General features: G+C 66.0%; 14 protein-coding genes. All 14 read right to left on the bottom strand.

Features of this window, described 5'->3' with window-relative positions:
• Nucleotides 1-7 precede the first annotated feature (7 nt).
• The 14 genes from proB to U5709_RS02445 all read right to left on the bottom strand — a co-directional run bounded on the left by proB (nt 8) and on the right by U5709_RS02445 (nt 14,972).
• Nucleotides 8-1,117 carry a glutamate 5-kinase gene (gene proB, locus U5709_RS02510; protein WP_321971430.1) on the bottom strand — a complete coding sequence of 370 codons (1,110 nt, stop codon included), beginning with the start codon at nt 1,115-1,117 and terminating at the stop codon, nt 8-10.
• Nucleotides 1,117-2,505 (bottom strand): GTPase ObgE, encoded by a 1,389-nt coding sequence (gene obgE / locus U5709_RS02505; RefSeq protein WP_321972689.1) that lies wholly within the window; start codon nt 2,503-2,505, stop codon nt 1,117-1,119. Before obgE ends, proB begins: the two co-directional genes overlap by 1 nt.
• Nucleotides 2,506-2,622: 117 nt before the next feature.
• Complete coding sequence (gene rpmA / locus U5709_RS02500; protein WP_321971432.1) at nt 2,623-2,883, bottom strand: 50S ribosomal protein L27; 261 nt, start codon at nt 2,881-2,883, stop codon at nt 2,623-2,625.
• 29 nt (nt 2,884-2,912) lie between these two features.
• Entirely contained in the window at nt 2,913-3,221 is a 309-nt protein-coding gene (gene rplU, locus U5709_RS02495) for a 50S ribosomal protein L21 (protein ID WP_321971433.1), read from the bottom strand.
• A 259-nt stretch (nt 3,222-3,480) separates the two neighbouring features.
• A complete protein-coding gene (locus U5709_RS02490; RefSeq protein WP_321972688.1) occupies nt 3,481-4,230 on the bottom strand; it encodes a TIGR03936 family radical SAM-associated protein in 750 nt (249 codons plus the stop codon).
• Nucleotides 4,227-6,104, bottom strand: a complete 1,878-nt coding sequence (locus U5709_RS02485) for a TIGR03960 family B12-binding radical SAM protein (RefSeq protein ID WP_321971435.1) — start codon at nt 6,102-6,104, stop codon at nt 4,227-4,229. The genes U5709_RS02490 and U5709_RS02485 overlap by 4 nt, the downstream gene beginning before the upstream one ends.
• Entirely contained in the window at nt 6,101-7,096 is a 996-nt protein-coding gene (locus tag U5709_RS02480; RefSeq protein WP_321972687.1) for a hypothetical protein, read from the bottom strand. Before U5709_RS02480 ends, U5709_RS02485 begins: the two co-directional genes overlap by 4 nt.
• A gap of 26 nt (nt 7,097-7,122) precedes the next feature.
• Entirely contained in the window at nt 7,123-8,340 is a 1,218-nt protein-coding gene (locus tag U5709_RS02475) for an FtsW/RodA/SpoVE family cell cycle protein (protein ID WP_321971437.1), read from the bottom strand.
• A gap of 9 nt (nt 8,341-8,349) precedes the next feature.
• Complete coding sequence (gene mrdA, locus U5709_RS02470; RefSeq protein ID WP_321971438.1) at nt 8,350-10,386, bottom strand: penicillin-binding protein 2; 2,037 nt, start codon at nt 10,384-10,386, stop codon at nt 8,350-8,352.
• Nucleotides 10,387-10,395: 9 nt separating this feature from the next.
• The gene (mreD, locus tag U5709_RS02465; RefSeq protein WP_321971439.1) at nt 10,396-10,932 is read right to left on the bottom strand and encodes a rod shape-determining protein MreD; all 537 of its coding nucleotides are present in this window, start codon (nt 10,930-10,932) and stop codon (nt 10,396-10,398) included.
• A gap of 12 nt (nt 10,933-10,944) precedes the next feature.
• Entirely contained in the window at nt 10,945-11,952 is a 1,008-nt protein-coding gene (gene mreC, locus U5709_RS02460) for a rod shape-determining protein MreC (RefSeq protein WP_321971440.1), read from the bottom strand.
• Between the two features lie 14 nt (nt 11,953-11,966).
• Nucleotides 11,967-13,010: a rod shape-determining protein gene (locus tag U5709_RS02455; protein ID WP_321971441.1), complete on the bottom strand. Its 1,044-nt coding sequence runs from the start codon at nt 13,008-13,010 to the stop codon at nt 11,967-11,969.
• Between the two features lie 38 nt (nt 13,011-13,048).
• On the bottom strand, nt 13,049-14,404 hold the full coding sequence (locus U5709_RS02450) for a tetratricopeptide repeat protein (protein ID WP_321971442.1): 1,356 nt from the start codon (nt 14,402-14,404) through the stop codon (nt 13,049-13,051).
• Nucleotides 14,405-14,426: 22 nt separating this feature from the next.
• Nucleotides 14,427-14,972 carry a peptidylprolyl isomerase gene (locus U5709_RS02445; protein ID WP_321971443.1) on the bottom strand — a complete coding sequence of 182 codons (546 nt, stop codon included), beginning with the start codon at nt 14,970-14,972 and terminating at the stop codon, nt 14,427-14,429.
• Nucleotides 14,973-15,783: the final 811 nt, after the last annotated feature.

The following is a 15,783-nucleotide window of genomic DNA, read 5'->3' as shown; positions in this document are numbered from 1 at the left end:
CCTTTGCTTAGAAAACGAGAAGTTCGTCTCGGTGGATAGCGGGCACAGCCGCGTCGTCGCCGAGGAAACGGGCGATGACGTCGAGCTTGAGGCCGCGGACGCGGCCCATGTCCTCCGAAGAGTATCGCACGACGCCGCGGCCGATGAGGTCGCCGGCAGGGCTCGTCACGTTGACGACCTCGCCTGAGGCGAAATCGCCCTCGATGCGCGTCACGCCGACAGGAAGGATGGAGGCCCCGTTGCCGAGCACCGCGCGGGCGGCGCCTTCGTCGAGAACGAGCGTGCCGCGCACGACCTCGGCCAGGCCGATCCAGAGCTTGCGCCCCATCTCGTGGCCACCGTCGGACTGCGGCTGGAAAAGGGTGCCGACCTTCTTGCCGGCGGCGACGTCGAGAAGCACGCCCTTGCGGCGGCCCTCGCAGATGACGGTCGGGATGCCCGCGGCCATCATCGCGCGGGCGGCGCGAACCTTGGAGGACATGCCGCCGGTGCCGAAACTCGAGGCGGAGTCGCCCGCCATGGCCGAGATGCTGTGATCGACCTCGGTAACGACGTCGATGAGCTCGGCCGTCGGGTCCCGCTGCGGGTTGGCCGTGTAGAGGCCGTCGACGTCGGACATGATGATGTAGAGGTCGGCGTCCACGAGACCCGAGACGATTGCCCCCAGCATGTCGTTGTCGCCGAAGGTGAACTCGGCGACCGAGACGGTGTCGTTCTCGTTGACCACGGGAACCGCACCCAGCTCAAGGAGCCTGGTCAAGGTGTTTCGGGCATTGAGGTAACCGTCGCGGTCGACGACGTCGCGGCGGGTGAGCAGGACCTGGCCGCAGGCGATGCCGCGCTCGCGCAGCACCTCCGCATAGGCCTCGGTGAGCGCCGTCTGCCCGACGGAGGCACAGGCCTGCAGCGTCGCGATGTCGCTCGGGCGCTCGGAGAAGCCGAGCACGTCGCGGCCGGCGGCAGAGGCGCCCGAAGAGACGACGACAACCCTATCGCCGGCATCGCGCAGGCGCACGATCTGGTCGCAGAGCGAGCGGATAAAGGGCCTGTCGAGTTTGCCCTCGGCATCCACCAAGGTGGAGGAGCCGATCTTGAACACGATGAGCCTGCCCGCCACTACTCCCCCACCTCATCGGTGAGAAGCTCCTCCTCGGCCTCCTCGATCTCGGCGAAGTCGTCGGGGCCGTCGCCCTCGTACTCGAACTCGAAGCCGAGGATACGCACCTCGTCGCCGTTGGCGGCGCCTGCACGGCGCAGCTTGTCGTCGAGGCCGCAGCGGTTGAAGCGGTGCTGCAGGTAGGCCACGGCGTCCTCGTTCTCCCAGTCGGTCTGGATGACCATTCGCTCGATGGCGCCGCCCTCGACGCGCCAGGCGCAGCCGTCCTCGCGCGTGATGCGGATGGAGGAGTCGCGACGCTGGCGCTGGCGCTCCCACTGCTCGGAGAGGTCGCGCTCGGGCTCGACGGCCTTGAGCTCCACGCGGAGCTTGGCGACCTCGCCGGCAACGACCGTAACGAGCTCGTCGAGGCCCGCGCCAGTCGCCGCGGAGACGGCGAAGAACTGGTGGCCGTCGGCCTCCGCTGCGACACGCAAGCGCTCGATCTGGTCCTCGTAGCCGGGAAGATCGCACTTGTTGGCCACGACGATCTGCGGGCGTTCAGCGAGCTCGGCGGCATAGGCCTCGAGCTCGGCGTTGATGGTCTTGTAGTCATCGACGACGTCGCGGCCCTCATAGCCGCCCGTGATGTCGACGACGTGCATGATAAGGGCCGTGCGCTCGATGTGGCGCAGGAACTGATGGCCCAGGCCCTTGCCCTCGCTCGCCCCCTCGATGAGGCCCGGGACGTCCGCCGCGACGAACGACTGGCCGTTGCCCGCGCGCGCGACGCCGAGGTTCGGCACGAGCGTGGTGAACGGGTAGTCGGCGACCTTGGGGCGCGCGGCGCTGATGTGGGCGATGATGGAGCTCTTGCCCACAGACGGCATGCCCACGAGGGCGGCGTCGGCCATGAGCTTCATCTCGAGCTCGATCCAGTGCTCGAGGGCCGGCTCGCCCTTCTCGGCGAAGGCCGGGGCGCGGCGCACGGAGGTGACGAAGTGGGTGTTGCCGAGGCCGCCGCGGCCGCCGGGGGCCACGATGACGCGCTCTCCGGGCTGTGTGAGGTCGGCGATCTCGAAGACGGGTTTCTGCGTGTCGGGATCGAGCTCGCGCACGACGGTACCCAGCGGCACGCGCAGGATCAGGTCGTCGCCCGCAGACCCGTGACGGCGGGCGCCCTTGCCGTGGGTGCCGCGGCCGGCGCGGAAGTGATGCTTATAGCGGTAGTCGATAAGCGAGGAGAGCTGAGCATCGGCAACGACGATGACGTCGCCGCCGTGCCCGCCGTCGCCGCCGTCTGGACCGCCCTTGGGCACGAAGGCCTCGCGGCGGAAGCTCATGCAGCCGGCGCCGCCGTCTCCGCCCTTGACGTTGATGTGGGAGAGGTCGGTAAAGGTGTTGTCCACGTGTATGGCTCCTGTAAAACTCGAATTGCAACGCTTGCCAGCATAAACCCGAACAAAAAGAGGGACCCCGGTAACCGGGGCCCCTCTCAAAAAAATTAATGAAAAGCTCGATGGCTCTTAAGCCTCGGCAACGACCTCGCGGACGTGAACCATGTGCTTGGCGCCACGGGTGAACTCGACCTTGCCGGCCTTGAGGGCGAACAGGGTGTCGTCCTTGCCGATGCCCACGTTCTGGCCCGGGTGGATGTGGGTGCCGCGCTGACGGACAAGGATCTCGCCGGCCTTGACGTTCTGGCCGCCGAAGCGCTTGGTGCCGAGTCGCTGAGCCGCGGAGTCGCGACCGTTCTTGGAAGTGCCTTGGCCCTTCTTGTGTGCCATTGTGCTACCTACCTTCTATAAAACGAGTGCTACGCGGGGATGTTGGCGATCTTGATCTTCGTCAGCTGCTGACGGTGACCCTTGTCGCGCTGGTAGCGCTTGCGCTTCTTGAACTTAAAGACGCGGACCTTCTCGCCCTTGAACTGCTCGAGGATCTCGGCGGTGACGGTCTTGTCCTGAAGAGGGGCAGAGCCAACGACAGTACTCTTGCCGTCGCTGAGAAGCAGGACGGGGAGCTCCACCTTGTCGCCAGGCTGCGCGTCGAGCTTCTCGACGGCGAGGACGTCGCCCTCGGCAACCTTATACTGCTTGCCACCAGTTGCGATGATTGCGTACATTCTTGAACCCTTCATTGCTGGCATTGATGCAACAGGTACTGATATTACTCAAGTCGCTCTGACCGGTCAACGGAGCAAGTTGTTGAGCAGCAGGTCCCACCGGGGAAACGGTAGCGGTACCGGCTGTTCGTCGGCGGTCATGCAACCTGTAAAAATATAGAGGTCTTGACCTGCCTGGAGACAACATGCCGGGCAGTTTCACAAGAAGGCCACTATTCGTTGTGGAACATGCCCGAAGAAGCGCTCTGCTGGCGGCTGATCAGAGCGGCAGCACCAGCGAGCCGTCCTCGGCCTCGTGCGCCTGCGAGACGCGGCGGACCTTGAGGCAGTCGTAACCCGCGCCCTCCCCCGCGAGCCTGAGCGCGGCGTCGATGAGGATCTGGGGGCGAAGGGCCCCGGCATTGCTCGAGCGCGTGTCGAGAAGAAGCGCCGTCCCACCCTCGGCGCCGCTCGCCTCGAAGGAGACAAGGGCCGAGGCGACGTCGATGTGCTTGACCTTCTCGCCGCGCAGATACTCGAGGTCTCCCGCGCGCTTAAGATCGGCGATACGGCTCGCGAGCCTCTCGGGGCCGAGCGAGCAGTCCTTGACGAGCACTTCCCAGCGAGAGCGAGTGAGCCAGCTCTCGAGTGCGGGGGCGCGGCCGTCGACGTAGGCGGCACGCGACGGCGAGAGAGCCGAGGGCGTGACCGCGCGCAGGCGCTCGAGCGCGGCCTCTGGCCCGATGTCCTCGGATAGCCGCAGGTCGAAGTACTCGCAGTCAGAAGAAGCGCCGACGGGCAGCGCCTGCGAGAACTGGATGCGCATGCGCCGGGCGAAGCCGTTGCCCACCGAGAAGGGCAGCTGGGCGCGGCGGATGCAGCGGCTCACCGCCTCGAGGACCTCCAGGTGCCCGAGGTAGGCCAGGCGGTCGTCCTTGCGGTACTCCACGCGCAGGCGCGGCAGCTCCTTGATCAGCGAGAGGTCCTGGGGCTTCGCGTCTCCCCAGGGCTGGGGCCTGGCTCCGCTCATTTGCGCTCCTCCACGATCACGTTGCTTACACCAAGGGTTGGGCAAACCCCGCACCCGACGCAGCTGTCGCGCGTGCAGTCAGGCGTCGTGACGCCCTCGGCGGCCCGGCGCCACTCTCGCTGAAGGAATCCCTTGGAGACGCCGGGAGAAGTGTGGTCCCACGGCAGGCGCGCATTGAGGTCGAACTGCTCGCAGGCGATGTCCTCAAGGTCGAAACCGCAGGCAGAGGCAGCCTCGGCCCATCGTTCAAACGAGAACTCGCTCGTCCAGGCATCGAAGCGGCACCCGCGCGACCACGCCTCGCGGATGAGCTCGAAGCCGGCGCGCCCCATCTTGGAGATGGCGCCCTCGATGAGCGAGGTGGACGAATCGTGGTAGGCGATGCGCACGCCACGGTCGGTGCACGAATGCAGCAGCAGCTGCTGGCGGCGGCGGACCTCGTCGGGGGCGAGCTGGCCGCACCACTGGAAGGGCGTGTAGCACTTGGGCACGAAAACGGCCACCGAGATGGAGACGGAGACGCCGCTCTTGTATCCGCGCCCCACGACATCCCGGCCGATCTGCAGCACGCGCTCGGCAGCGCGCACTATGCCGACGATGTCCTCGTCGGTCTCGGTGGGAAGGCCCATCATGAAGTAGAGCTTGCAGCGGCGCCAGCCGTTCTCGAAGGCATTTCGGGCCGCGCGCTCAAGGTCCTCGTCGGTCACGTTCTTGTTGATGACGTCGCGCAGGCGCTGGCTGCCAGCCTCGGGCGCAAAGGTGAGGCCGCCTTTCTTGCCGCCGCCGACCGCGAGGGCCATCTCGACGCCGAAGGAGTCGAGGCGCTGCGACGGGATGGAGACACGGATGCCGCGGTCGCGCAGGTCGGAGTGCATGCGGTTGAGGATCTGCGCGCACTGCGAATGATCGGTCGTCGAAAGCGACGTCAGGCTGATCTCGTCGTGGCCGCTTGTGAGAAGCCCCGCCTCGCCGGCCTCGACGATCTGCTCACAGGGACGCTCGCGGACCGGCCGATAGGTCATGCCGGCCTGGCAGAAGCGGCACCCGCGCGCGCAGCCGCGGAGCACCTCTAGAGAGAGGCGGTCCTGGACGATGCCCATGTAGGGCACGATCTTGCCGGCGACGGCGGGCGTGGCGGCGAGGTCGGGGATGCAGCTCTTGTTGACGACGGCGGGCACGCCCGTGCCCTGCTTGGGCACGGCGTAGCCCCAGCGGGTCGAAAACTCGTCGACTACGATATCGTAAAGGGAGGGCACATACACGCCGGGCAGGCGAGACAGGGCGAGCAGCAGCTCGGCGCGGGTGTCGCCGGCGGCGCGGCGCTCACGGATCTTCGCGCACACCTCGACGATCGACTCCTCGCCGTCGCCCAGAAGAACGGCGTCGAAGACGTCGGCCATGGGCTCGCAGTTCCAGGCCGAGGGGCCGCCCGCGAGGATGACGGGGTCGTCCTCGTTGCGCTCGGCGCTCGTAAGGGCAATGCCGGCCAGGTCAAGGGCTTCGAGGACGTTCGTCCAGATGAGCTCATGGGCAAGCGTGAAGCCGATGGCGTCGAATGACGCGAGGGGCGCCGCCCCTTCGAGCGAGAGCATGGGCACGCCGCGCTCGCGCATAAGGGCCGACATGTCCTTCCACGGAAGGTACGCGCGCTCGCAGCTCATGCCCTCCTGCGCGTTGACGGCATTGTAGAGAATGGCTACGCCCAGGTTCGGCTGGCCGACCTCATAGACGTCCGCGTAGCACATACACAGGTGGAAGGGGCCGTCCTGCTCCTCGCAGGCGCCCCACTCGTGGTCGAGGTAGCGGCTCGGGTGCTCCACGTGCGGAAGCAGCGGCTCGATTCTATGGAAGAGATTTTCTCGCTCAACCCTCATCGCGCTCCCCGATCGTCGCCGATGACCAGGTAGGCGTCACGGCCGGAGACCTCGGCGTCGCCGGAAGCAGCAGGGAGACGCACGATGACGGGCTCCGAGGGGGCCTTGGACTTCTTGCCGGAATCGCCCTCGGCGCGCTTGCCGAGAAGGTCGCCCGCCTCGAACCGTGCCTGGACGGCCTTGGCCGTGGCCATGGTGCCCGCGAAGCCCATCGCGCCCTTGAGCGCCCAGCCGGCGCCAGGGACAAGGTCGGCCACCGTGCGGGCGAGCCCACGGTACGCGAGGCCCAGGCCCACGACGCCCACGAGCTCTGCCGCGCGCGAGGGCTCGACACCGCGCCCGTAGGCTGCGGCGATGTCCAGCGCGAGCTTGGCCTGGCTCACCGTCATGAGCGGGAAATCGGAGCCGGGTATGAACGCGAAGGCGCCGATGGCCGCGTTCTCGGCCGCGCAGGTCTTCGCGAGGGAGTCGATGACCGCCTGGCGGCAGCACGCGAAATTAGCAGCGAGGGCCACCTTATTGTCGACCTGCGAGGCGAGCCACGCCCCGAGCTTCGGGGGCAGGGCGTCGGGCGTCGAGGCCGAAACGACGCCGAAAAGGGCCTCGTTACCGGCACCGAGGCCGTCGGCATCGAGGGCGGACTCGGCCACGAGCGCGCACGGCACGCCGCACGCGAGGTAGTAGCGGACGAGCGGCCCCGCGCCGGGCTCGTCGGCTGCGGCGAGGACGACGACCGCATCGGGATCGGCCGCGGAGGCCGCCGGGACCTCAAGCCCCATGACCTCGACGGAGCCGCCGGGGCGCTCCGCCGTGAGCGCCTCCTTGGTCGCCAGGACCAGACCGCGGGCAACGCCCGTGCCCACGTGCACGCGAATCCGGACCTCGGCGTCCATCGAGTCGAGGCTCTCCTTGGCAGAGGAGGCCACATCGAAAACGGTCGAAACCGAAAAACCCGAGCCCTTCTTCTTTGAGCTGTTCGCGCGACACGCCATACGAATACTCCTTGGAAATGCGCCGCCTACGCGGCCTTCTGGCGGTGGCGCCAGATAGATTGGACGATTCCGACGGCCGTGAGCTGCGTGACCATCGAAGAGGAGCCGAAGCTGATGAAGGGCAGAGGAATGCCCGTGATCGGCATGACGCCAATGCACATGCCGATGTTCTCGAGCACCTGGAAGGTCCACATGCCGCAGCAGCCGACGAGGACGAGCTTGCAGAACACGTTGTCCATCTTGACGGCGAGCAGGAGCGTGGCGAGGATCATCCAGACGAAGAGGATCAGGAGGACGACGGACCCGACGAAACCGAACTGCTCGGCAAAGAGCGCGAAGACGAAGTCGGTGTGCGCCTCGGGCAGAAACCCGCTGCCGGCCTGGCTCGCGTTGCCGATGCCCTTGCCGAGAAGCCCGCCGGAGCCGACGGCGATCTTCGCCTGCGCGAGGTTATAGCCGCTGCCCGTGGGGTCCACCGACTCGTCGATAAAGACGAGCAGGCGCTTGAGCTGGTAATCCTTGAGGATATCGGGCATGCCGTCGGTCATCGACGACCATATGACCAAGGCGACGGCGCCTATGATGAGGCCGATGGTGGGAAGTACCCACTTCGCCGGGGCGCCGGAGCAGATGATGATTGTCGCGCCCGCGAAGAGGACGACGAGGCCCGTGCCGAGGTCGGTGACGACGAGCAGGCCGAGGGGCAGAAGCAGCGTCCCGCAGAGCTTACAGTAGTCGGCGAACGTCTCGATCTTGCCGTTGTGCTGGGCGCACGCGCTCGCCATGAGGAAGATGACGACGAGCTTCGAGGGCTCCGACGGCTGGAAGCGGAACCCGATGATCGGAATCTGCACCCAACCCGTCATGCCCTTCGCCTCGTAGCCGAGGCCCGGCAGGTATGGCATGATCATGAGCACGCAGGCGGCGATGAGCAGGACCTTCGTCATCCCCGAGAGGGCGCGGGTATCGTAGCGCCAAATGAGCACCGCGCAAACGGTCCCGAGCGCGATGCCGATGAGGTGGCTCGAGAACCGCGCCTCGGCGATGGTGAGCGAAGCAGACCAAACGGTCACGACGCCTATGATGACGAGCAGCATCGCGGGTATCAACTGCGACAGATAGAAGTTCGAGAGAGGCCTCGTCTTGCCGGAGACCCTCTTGGACGCCTCGCGGCCAGCGACCTTCTGGGCGAGACCGGCGAGAAAGCCGCCGCCCGCGCCGCGCTCGATCATATCGTTTGCCATGTTCGCCCCCTAATCCTGCGTCGCGCTCGAGGTCGAGGACCTGTCGATCTCGTCGGCCTCGCCATAAATCTGCCCGAAGACGTCTCGGACGATGTACATCGCGGTGGTGGAGCCCCAATCGCCGCCGTCGACGTTTGCGCTGATGACGTATTTAGGGTTGTCCGCTGGCGCGTAGGCGACCATCCAGCAGATGTTTCTGCCGGTCGATGACTGCTCGCCCGTGCCCGTCTTACCGCAGACCTTGACGGAGAGGTTGTTCCAGTGGGAAGCCTGGACCTCGCTCTCGTCATAGATGACGCCGCGCAGACCATTCTCGACGACCGTACGGTAGGCGGCGTCCTCCTTGATGTCGGCGACCTGCGAGATGCTGTATTCGACGACCGAACCGGAGCCGAGGCTGCTCTTGACGCTCTTGAGCACGTGCGGCTTGTAAATAGGGCCTCGGTTGGCGATGCTCGAGTAGGCCTGCGCAATCTGCAGGGCAGTGACGAGGATGTCGCCCTGCCCGATGGCGATGTTGCAGTACTCGCCCGGCTGCCATTGGCGATCGACGTCGGGCAGGTACGAGAAGTGGTTCCACTTCCACTCGGCGTCGGGTACGCGCCCCTCCGACTCGCTCGGCAGGTCGATGCCGGTCTTGGAGCCGAGGCCGTACTTGCGGAACGTCTCCTGCATCCCCTCTTGGTTACTGGAGTTGTAGAAACCCTTGCCGATCTCATAGAAGACGGTGTCGCAGGACATAGTGATGCCGCCTTGCAGGTTGAGGTGGCCGTGACCCGAGTAGTCGTAGCAGTGCATGCCGTAGGACTCGCCGAAGCCGGTCCACCAGCCTGTGCAATCGTAGCCGGTCTGGGGCGTGGCGACGCCGTAGTCGAGCGCAGCGAACGAGGTCATCGCCTTTATCGTCGACGCCGAGGGGTACTGACCCGAGATTGCGCGGTTGAGCAGCGGGTAATTCGAGTCCTCATCGGTCAGGGACTCCCAGTCCGAAGTCGCGATGCCGCCGACGAAGATGGAGGGCGAGAAGGTCGGGGCGCTCGCCATGGCGAGTATCTCGCCGTTCGTGCAGTCGAGGCAGACCACGGAGCCGCCGACGGCGTCATTGCCCCGGTCCTTCGCGGACTTGAGGATTGCCTGCAGTGACTCCTCGGCCGCCTTCTGGATAGCTAGGTCGATGGTGAGGACAAGGTCGCTGCCGCTCTGGGGGTCAATGGTCGTCGAGGTCGAGAGGACCTCGCCGCTGGAGTTGACGTAGACGGTCTGCTCTCCGCGGATTCCCTGAAGGACGCTCTCGTACATCGACTCGACGCCCGACTGCCCCACGATGTCGCCAGACTTGTACTCGACGGCCGAGTCATCGCCGGAGTCGCTGCCCTCCAGCTGCTCTGAGGTAACGGTGCCGGTGTAGCCGACCACGTGGGCGGCGAGCGAACCCTGCGGATAGGAGCGCTGCGAGCGCTGCTGGACGGTGACGCCCTCGAAGACCGACGGGTGCTCGCCGATGAAGGCGACGACGCGCCGCGAGACATCGGTAGAGACGGTCCTCAGACTCTGCGCTCCCTCGCTGGTATCGATGATCTTGCGATAGACGGCCTGCTTAGGCATGCCGATAAGATTGGCGAGGATCTGCATCTCGATCTCGTCTTCAGACACGCCGGACTCCGCGACGACCGTGAGGCTCGAGCGGTTGGTCACGATCTCCTCACCGTTGCGGTCGAGGATGCGCCCGCGCGGGGCCGCGGTCGTGACGGTCCTCGTGCGGTTCAACTCGGCCTGCTCGATGTAGTCCTCGCTCGAGACGAGCTGCATCGACCACAAGCGGGCAAGAAGCGTGGTGAAGACGCCGCCGATGACCACGGCAAACCCCATGAGGCGGGAGGAATAGGCAGACTCCGACGACTCATCGCGGCCGCCCGCGGCGCGCGGTGCCGCCCCGCCGATGTCGAGCGTATAGGCCGCCTCGGAGCGCCCGAAGACGATGTAGAGGATGATAAGCACGCAGGCGATGAGCGCGCAGACAATGACGATCACGAGGGAGAGGTCCATGTGCTCCCCCTAGAGTCCCTTAGAAGAGAAGCGGCCCGCACCGAGCGACGAGCCAGAGCGGACCCGCAAGAAATAATACGCGAACGGGAGGAACGCGACGATGGTGAGGAACGCCGACGGGATCGCCCGGAAAACGAGGGCGTCAAGGATGGATGAGGAGTTCCCCGTGAGGAGCATGGCGAGCGAGTACGCAAGCGCCGAGGCGAGGCTCGCCGCGAACGTCATGACGACGCAGCTCGAGAAATCGGCGGCCATGCGGGTTCGCTGCTCGGCGCCGAGAAAACGCGACACGAGCGTCAGGATGAAGGCCATGAGGCCGATGGGGCCGGTCGTGGAGAGGTCGAAGAGCAGGCCGGCGAAAAACCCGGCGGAAATGGCCGCGTCGCCGCCGCGCGTGAGCGCGTAGCAGGCGGCGAACACGAGCGCGAAGTTGGCGCGACCGCTCGCGATGCCGATGTTGGGGGCGAGCGCGAGCTGGCACACGGCGCAAATGACGGCCAAGGCGACGAGGCCGCCGGTGTCGTGGGTCTTGTCGTTGATCTGCATGCGAATCGCCCCCTACTCGGCCTGCGCGTCGTCGTAGATTGTGTCGGAGTCCTCGGAATCGGACGAGTCTTCGGTGTTGCCGGTCTCTGCAGAGGCCTTGGCGGCGGACGTCTCCTGCGAGTCGGCCTCCTGGATATCCTCGGCGCTGGCCTGCTGTTCCTCGGTGAGCGAGGTGATGACCAGCACTTCCTCGAAGTTCTCGGTACCGGCGAAGGCCTCGACGGAAACCTGTAGATAAAGCGCACCCGGGGTCTTCTCGACGTTCGTGACCCTGCCGAGGGGCAGGCCCTTGGGGAAGACGCCGCCGAGGCCACTCGTAACGACGACGTCCCCGACCGAGACCGTCTGATCGGTGGTGATCAGATCGAGGGAGAGCTGACCCGTGGCCGACCCGTTGAGCATGCCCTGGGCCCGCGTCGACTGGATCATCGCCGAGACGGAGGAGTTCTCGTCGGAGAGCAGCCTGACCGTGGAGGTAGTAGCGCTGCTCTCGATGACCTGTCCGATGACGCCGTTCGAGGCGGTGACGGGCATGCCGACCCCGACGCCGGAGACGCTGCCGAGGTTGATGGTCACGGTCGAGGTCCAGGAGTCTACCGAGCCGGAGATGATGCGCGCGCCCTTTGACTGCAGGCTGTAGGAATCCTGCAGGCCGAGGAGGTCCTGCAGGCGCTTCGCGGTCTGCTCGGACTCCTCGAGCTCAGTGTTGCGGGCCTGGAGCTCGGCGTTCAGCTGCTTGAGCTCGGAGAGGGTCTCCTGGTCGGTCGTTAAGTTGGCGAAGATGTTGCCCAAGCCCTGGAACGGGACGCTGATCACGGCCCCGATATAGCACACCGGGGTTGTCACGGACTGGAACGCCGCGCGGACAGCCTCCAAGGGACCGCTCGAACCCATCCGGCAGCTCGCGGTAAAGAGGACGACGGAGGCGGTGCAGCAGACGATGAGCCGCGCCCCCCCGCCGTTATTCGAATTGTTGCCGAGAGCCGGGCCGCCTGCCCGGCCAAGACCGGAATAACGCACTCTCGAACCGTCTCCTACTGTCCGGTGCTCTGGACGAAGCCACCGGACAGAGCGTTGGCCTCGAGGACCTTGGCGCAGCCGTTGACGACGTTCTCAAGAGCCGTTGGGCTCACGTTGACGGGCACGCCGGTCTCCTCGCGAAGACGGTGGTCGAGACCGCGGAGAAGCCCGCCGCCGCCCGTGAGGAGAATGCCGTAGTACATGAGATCGGAGGCGAGGTCGGGAGGCGTCGCGTCGAGCGCGTCCTTGACGGCCTTGGTGACCTCGTCGAGGGGACGGTCGAGCGCGCGGCGAATCTCCTCGGACTCGATACGGACGGTCTTGGGGAGGCCGCTCATGACGTCGCGGCCGTTGACCTCGACATCGAGCTCCTCGATCAGGGGCGCCGCGGAGCCAACCTTGATCTTGATGTCCTCGGCGGTACGCTCGCCGATGGAGAGGTTGTAGGCGTCGCGAACGTGCTGGAGGATTGTCTGGTCGAACTCGTCGCCGGCGGTGCGGATGGACTGCGAAACGACGATGCCGCCCATGGAGACGACGGCGACCTCGGTGGTCCCGCCGCCGATGTCGACAACCATGGAACCGGTCGGGTCCTCGATGGGCAGGTCAGCGCCGATAGCGGCGGCCATGGGCTCCTCGATGAGGTACGCCTGACGGGCGCCGGCTTGGATAGTGGCCTCGAATACGGCGCGCTTCTCGACGGAGGTGACGCCGGAGGGGACGCACACGACAACGCGGGGCCTCGGGCTCCAAGGGTATCGGCGCTCGCGGGCCTTCTCGATGAAGTAGCGAAGCATGACCTCGGTGACGTCAAAGTCGGCGATGACGCCGTCTTTCAGCGGGCGCTCGGCGATGATGGAGCCGGGGGTACGGCCAATCATGCGCTTGGCGTCGGCGCCGACGGCCAACACGCGGCTCTCGGACCTGTCGATGGCAACAACCGAGGGCTCGTTGATGACGATGCCCTGCCCGCGAACAGCCACGAGGGTGTTCGCGGTGCCAAGATCGATGGCGAGGTCGCCGCCGTATTCGCCGAACAGTGAATCGAAGAAAGACATCCGCTTTCCTTATCTAGGGCATGGGGTGAGCACGGTAACTAGTTGGTGGCCGAGACGGCGGTCGTGCCGATAGCAGCAGTTGTGTCGGCAGCGTCGGACGCGTCCTCAGAGGCGAACTCGGTGCTCACCGAGGTGACCTTCCAAGAGATGATGTCGCGCACCATGCTGACGGTGTACTGCTGCTGGCCGCCACCGGAGAGCGTGGCGACGAGGTGCACTGTGGTTTCGTCCTTCGAGCGGTCGACGCCGTCGACGGAGACGGTCGCGCCGGAGGGCAGGGTGTCGGAGATAGCCTGCGCCTGGTTCTGGGCGGAGTCGGCGATGTACTTGCCGATCTCGGAGCCGTCGGTCTTGGCCTTGAAGAGGGACTCGGCGATAGACTCCTGGGTGGGCCAGCCGTAGCCGTTCATGTAGCCGAAGGCGCCGGCGCCGGCGACGAGGACGACCAAGATGAACAGCAAAATGAAGACCTTGAGACCGCCGCGCTTCTTCTTGCGGCGCACCTTGCGCTCCTTCTTACCCTGCTGGACGAGCTCCTCCTCGGTGACTGAGAAGAAACCGGTGTCCTCGGCGCTGGGGATAAGGACGCCAGAGGAGCCCATGGGGTCGAGGGGGTCCATTCCCGCGCCGTAACCCGCGGCGGCGAGGAAGCCGTCCGTGTCGGAGCTCGAGGCCGCGTCACCCTGCTTGGCGGCCGCGGCGGCGATGGCCTTGCGCGCGGCATCGTAGGAGGCCTGAGCCTCTGGGGAAAGCGAGAAGCTCGGGTCGGAGGCCGCGTGACCGAAGGCGTCGACCGCCTCGGGCATGCGGTTAGCGGCCACATAAGCCAGGCCGAGGTCGCTATAGACCTTGGCCTGGCTCTCGCCGGCCGCGGTGAAGTCGAGGGCAGTGCGGTAGGCCTCCACCGCGTCGATCGGGCGGCCGAGCCTCATGAAGCAGCTGCCGAGGTCGGAAAGGGCACCGGCTGGCGCGGGGTTGTTCTCGTCGATGGCGGCGCTACGGTAGGCGATGCCGGCGTTGCGCACGTCGCCCGCCGACTCATAGGCGCGGCCGAGGACAAGATAAGCCTTGTAGGGAGTCGAGTACTGCTGGTCCTGCACCGCGGTGGTAAGGGCCTGGATGGCCTCCGGGACACGGCCCACGGCGAGAAGCGCGCGCCCGCGGTTACACGAAAGGGCACCGACCTTGCCATAGGAAGAGTCGGAAAGGGCGCTCGCGTAGGCGTCGGCGGCGGAGTCGTAGCGACCGAGCTTCATGTAGGCGTTGCCGATGAGATGGTCGATTGAGCCGTTGAGCTCGTCTGCGCCCTTGGCGTCGGAAAGAAGGCTGATGGCAGAGATCAAGTCGCCGGACTGGTACGCGGCCTTGCCGCTCTCGAATGCCTGTTGGTCCATGCGTTCCTCCTAAGTTCGCGAGCTAGGCCGCGTGCTCGATGCGTATTGAATTGATGACGTCGCCGGCGCGAAGCTGAGAGATAACGTCCTTGCCCTCGAGAGTGGTGCCGAAGACAGTGTAGCCGGAATCCAGGCTGTGCTGGGGTCCGAGGCAGAAATAGAACTGGGAGCCGGCCGAGTTCGGGTCCATGGAACGTGCCATGGCGAGCGCGCCGTCGACATGGGAGTTGTTCGGGTTCGACGAAAACTCCTCCTTGATTCGGTAGCCGGGGCCGCCCGTGCCGGGACGGCCATCGGGGCCCGCGGCGCCGCGCGCGACGTCGGAGGCGTCCATCTCGCGGGTGTTGGGGCAGCCGCCCTGGATCACGAAACCAGGGACGTAACGATGGAACTTGAGGTCGTCGTAGAAGCCGGAGCCAGCAAGCTCGCAGAAATTGGCGACGTGGATCGGGGCACCGGCGCCGTCGAGCTTGACGCGAATCGTTCCCTTGCTCGTGTCGAACACGGCGACCTCGTCGCCGGCGACCTTATACTCAGGGGTATAGAGAGGCTCCCCGAAAAATCCCATTGTCTCTCCTCGTTTCTCATCTGCGCCGAGGCGTCGGCACGAATCGTTTCAACTTCTCGATGATACCAGTACCGTCGGCATTTCACACAATCGGTAGACAAGCGGCCGTTATTCGGCTCGCGAAAGAACCGGCTTGGCAGTAGCGCGGTTGTCCCCGAAGAGCTTCCTGTACCCGACGTTGGCAGAGATGCCCGAGAGGATCGAGGCCGAGTCCTGCACGGGCCCCCGAGGCTGCGAAGACCGACCGACACGACGTGACGCCGTCGCAGCGTTTGAGCAGCCAGTTGCCAAGCCTGGTCTTGTTAGAAATGGCCTGCATGTAGGCGCCCGCCCCGTCGGGGGCGTTCCTGGTGGTGTTGGTGGCGTACGAGGCCTCGACAGGGAGGGTCTCGGCTTCGGCGAGGTCGGCCGCACGCTCCTCCTCCCATGACCGAGACGCCGGTCGAGCGCAGGGCCGCCACGTTGACATCGATGCGGCCGGCGAACAACCTGGGCTGCTCATACGAACTCAAAGATGGGTTGAAAATCGAGTCGTCGTCGGCCTATTTGCGCAGAGACGCGGCGCGCCGGCGCCAAGGGTACCGGCGCGCCGCCCTTCTCGCGGGACCGCGCGCCCGGCGCGAGAAGGGCGCCGCAGACGTAGCATCGGCACACCTCGTCGAGGCCGATGCGCTGCCTCATTTTCAGTGGCTCGTGGCGATAGGCGCATTCGAAGAACCCGTTGGTACGGGTCGCGGACAATTGGGGCAGTTCATGCCGGGTTCCTTCTATGAGACAGGCGTGCGTCTCGATAAGGCTACCCCGCCGAGGC

Origin of the sequence: Paratractidigestivibacter sp. (assembly GCF_963660155.1) — a bacterium.
In the GTDB taxonomy this organism is placed as follows: domain Bacteria; phylum Actinomycetota; class Coriobacteriia; order Coriobacteriales; family Atopobiaceae; genus Paratractidigestivibacter.
The sequence above is the reverse complement of the archived record's forward strand: the minus strand, read 5'-3'. Positions and strand labels throughout refer to the sequence as shown.

Coding starts and splice junctions, on each gene's coding strand:
- rpmA (WP_321971432.1), bottom strand. CDS start 2,883: ATGGCACACAAGAAGGGCCAAGGCACTTCCAAGAACGGTCGCGACTCC.
- rplU (WP_321971433.1), bottom strand. CDS start 3,221: ATGTACGCAATCATCGCAACTGGTGGCAAGCAGTATAAGGTTGCCGAG.
- U5709_RS02490 (WP_321972688.1), bottom strand. CDS start 4,230: ATGAGCGGAGCCAGGCCCCAGCCCTGGGGAGACGCGAAGCCCCAGGAC.
- U5709_RS02485 (WP_321971435.1), bottom strand. CDS start 6,104: ATGAGGGTTGAGCGAGAAAATCTCTTCCATAGAATCGAGCCGCTGCTT.
- U5709_RS02480 (WP_321972687.1), bottom strand. CDS start 7,096: ATGGCGTGTCGCGCGAACAGCTCAAAGAAGAAGGGCTCGGGTTTTTCG.
- U5709_RS02475 (WP_321971437.1), bottom strand. CDS start 8,340: ATGGCAAACGATATGATCGAGCGCGGCGCGGGCGGCGGCTTTCTCGCC.
- mrdA (WP_321971438.1), bottom strand. CDS start 10,386: ATGGACCTCTCCCTCGTGATCGTCATTGTCTGCGCGCTCATCGCCTGC.
- mreD (WP_321971439.1), bottom strand. CDS start 10,932: ATGCAGATCAACGACAAGACCCACGACACCGGCGGCCTCGTCGCCTTG.
- U5709_RS02455 (WP_321971441.1), bottom strand. CDS start 13,010: ATGTCTTTCTTCGATTCACTGTTCGGCGAATACGGCGGCGACCTCGCC.
- U5709_RS02450 (WP_321971442.1), bottom strand. CDS start 14,404: ATGGACCAACAGGCATTCGAGAGCGGCAAGGCCGCGTACCAGTCCGGC.
- U5709_RS02445 (WP_321971443.1), bottom strand. CDS start 14,972: ATGGGATTTTTCGGGGAGCCTCTCTATACCCCTGAGTATAAGGTCGCC.